The following is a 2992-nucleotide window of genomic DNA, read 5'->3' as shown; positions in this document are numbered from 1 at the left end:
GTGCGGTGATCGAGTGCCGTATGCCGATCGGGTTCGAGGATCCGTTCTGCAAGGCCTGCGGCGCTCAAGGAGTATCCCGTGGGACAGTGGCCCGGCGCCTGGCCCACGTGCCGGTGGGGCTAAGGCCCACGCAGCTGGTGGTGCGCCTACGGCGCTTCGCCTGCACCCACTGCCGTCGGGTGTGGAGACAGGACACGAGCGGCCTGGCTGAGCCCAGGGCGCGGCTGACACGCTCGGCTGTGGAGTGGGGGCTGCGGGCCCTTGCCCTGGAGTGCATGTCGGTCTCCCGGGTGGCAACCGCCCTGGGGGAACTCCTGGCACACCGCCAACAACGCAATCCTGACTCGGGCCGAGCAGACCATCACCGGCAACCCTCACCGCTTCGACGGCGTGGAGGTCCTCGGGGTCGATGATTCCCCCGCGCGCTTCGCTCCCGTGCGGGAGGTACCCCCTATGTGTGGCGCCACACCAGGCGGGGCGACAAGCACGTCAGAGTCAGGCGCATGCCCAGGAACAGCCCCAGCACCCTCGTCCCGAACACCGGCGGAGGGCCTACGCTGTAGATCGTCTCGCGCAGGCTCACAACCTCATACCGAGGGATTCTCGTGCTACTATTTGTTATGGCGGCTTACTTCTTAGTTGGATTGGCTTAAGCGCCAAAGATCTCTCAAGAGTGAGCCGTCACCCTGCTTAGCGACACACACCTCATTTAGGCGCCCTGAACACCCCTACGAATAAGCCTCATGTTTTGCATGCTGCTGACGTGCGGGTGATTCCAGCGGGCAGCTTGCCGACGGCTGTCTATGGAAAGGTTGTCCAGGCAGGTTTGGAGGACCTAATGGGGCTTATTTGCAGGACTAGCCGACGCTGGCATCTGTGCAGGTCACAGTGCCTTCGACGGATGTTGTGAATAAGCCTCAATCAGTCGGTTAGACGTTGGAAAGAACGACGAGTGAGTTGATGGGATATGGGAGCTGCAGCAGAGTCCGGTAGTCGCGACATAGCAGAATTAAGGGATAGTCGCGTTCTGGCGCTTGTGCTCGTCTGCACGGTGAGTTTCATGAACGTCCTGGATATCACGGTGGTGTCGGTGGCACTGGGTGATATCGGGCAGAGTCTTGGCGCGTCGCAGAGTGAGTTGCAGTGGGTAGTGGACGCCTACACGCTGCCGTTGGGGGCGTTGCTGATGTCAGCGGCGACGTTGAGCGGAAGTCTGGGGCGACTGCGATTGTTCCGATGGGGGCTGGTCCTGTTCACGGTGGGGTCAGCCGTGTGCGCATTGGCCCCTTCGATGCTCGTACTCAACGCTTTCCGGGCTCTTCAGGCGGTCGGTGGGGCGATCTTCCTGGGCGTCGGCGTTCCGATGATCTCTGACCGCTACGCCGCCGGACGCGAGCGGGCACGAGCTACCGGGATCTACGGGCTCATCTCAGGGGTGGCTATCGCAGTGGGGCCACTGGCAGGCGGAGGCCTAGTCCTAGTCGCCGGGTGGCGCTCCATCTTTTGGATCAACGTGCCTGTGGGGGTGGTGTCCTGGCTGGCGTCGTGGTACGTGAAGGATCACGGCGCGGATCGCAGAGGTTCAGACGTGGACTGGCCCGGAACGTTGCTGGCAGTCCTTGCCACCGGGGGCGTGACGGTCGTCCTGCTGGAGGGGTCGGCCTGGGGGTGGACTAGTGCGCGCACGCTTGGTGGCGTTGCCGTCGGACTGGCCGCGATGGGGCTGTTCATGGCCGTCGAGCGGCGCTCGGACTCACCTATGGTTCCGGGACGCCTGCTGACTGACCGGCTCTATGTGGTGAGTATCCTGACCGGCTTTGCCGTCCAGGCTGGTCTGGTGGGGCAGATGCCCTGGCTGTCGCTGTATGCGCAGAATATCTACCTGTTTTCACCCCTGCAGGCCGGACTCTGCTTCCTCCCGTTCAGTCTCTGTGCCATCGCGGGGGCGTGGCTGTTTCGTGGCGGTAATGGGCGCTGGGCGCCGTCGGCCAGGCTGCTGGGAATCCTTGTCGTCGGGTGCGCGGCGCTGATGTCATGGGTACTGTTGTACGGCTCATCGACCTGGGTGGTGCTCCTGCCGGGCCTGATCCTGGCAGGCATTGCGGTTGGCGCTGCCGGGACCGTGGTCAACGAGCTGGCGGTCGCCTCCTTCGAGGGTGATGAGGCAGGTGCGGCCTCTGGGCTATCCGCTGCGATGAGGCAGATCGGCGTGGTGCTCGGCGTGGCTGTCTCCGGCGTGGGGTTCGGTAGTGCGAGCGAGCACGTGGTGCGTCATCAGTGGCCGGTGGGTGCGCAGGAGCTTGTCAGCAGCGTGCGCTCAGGACAGGGACTGCGTACGACGGCTAGTGCTCCCGGTGCCGGGCGCAGCCTTCTTGCCGACGTCGTGCACCGTGCCACCGACTGGGGAATGGTGACCAGTTTCGCGATCGGGCTGTTCATCATGCTAACGGTGCTGGTGACCGGTCTCCTGTGGCTACGACGGGGAGGCGTCAACATGCCGACCCCGGGGAAGAAGAATCCCCCGGCCCGAGAAACACCACGCACCCCACACCGCTGAGCGCGACATCCTCAGAATCTGCACCAGATCCGCCTGCATGACCCCGACTCTTGCCGCCCGAGTCGTCCACGTCGCTGTCCGGCTCTGTGCTGGCTCCTCACTTCTGGGACATGTGAGTGTCATGTCTTCTGAGACGCTCGCTCGGGCGGGAGTCCGGGGCAGGCTGGTGGTCCTGAAGGCGGCGATGCGCGGAGGGAAGAGGCCTGACGGGTCCTGGCAGGTCGCTGGTGTCCACAGCGCTGACATCAACCCTGCATCGGCGTTGCACGCCGAAGAAGAACCGCAGGATTCCAACAATCCCCACGGGGCGTGTCGACGGCTGGATCGTTCATGTCAGCGCTGTGGACACCGGGCCGCGCGGGAGCGAGTCCGGGGTTCTTGGTGATAGAGCCCGGCGTCGTCGCGGTGTGGAACCACCGCCACAGCTGCCTCCGA

General features: G+C 64.4%; 2 protein-coding genes. Both read left to right on the top strand.

The features are described 5' to 3' along the window. Positions 1 to 20: 20 nt before the first annotated feature. Complete coding sequence (locus HMPREF2883_RS15925; RefSeq protein WP_141759133.1) at positions 21 to 413, top strand: transposase family protein; 393 nt, start codon at positions 21 to 23, stop codon at positions 411 to 413. A gap of 554 nt (positions 414 to 967) precedes the next feature. Then, positions 968 to 2557 (top strand): MFS transporter, encoded by a 1590-nt coding sequence (locus HMPREF2883_RS12780; protein ID WP_081381385.1) that lies wholly within the window; start codon positions 968 to 970, stop codon positions 2555 to 2557. The last annotated feature ends 435 nt before the right edge of the window (positions 2558 to 2992 follow it).

This window comes from Actinomyces sp. HMSC075C01 (genome assembly GCF_001812965.1).
Taxonomy (GTDB): Bacteria; Actinomycetota; Actinomycetes; order Actinomycetales; family Actinomycetaceae; genus Actinomyces; species Actinomyces acetigenes.
The sequence above is the reverse complement of the archived record's forward strand: the minus strand, read 5'-3'. Positions and strand labels throughout refer to the sequence as shown.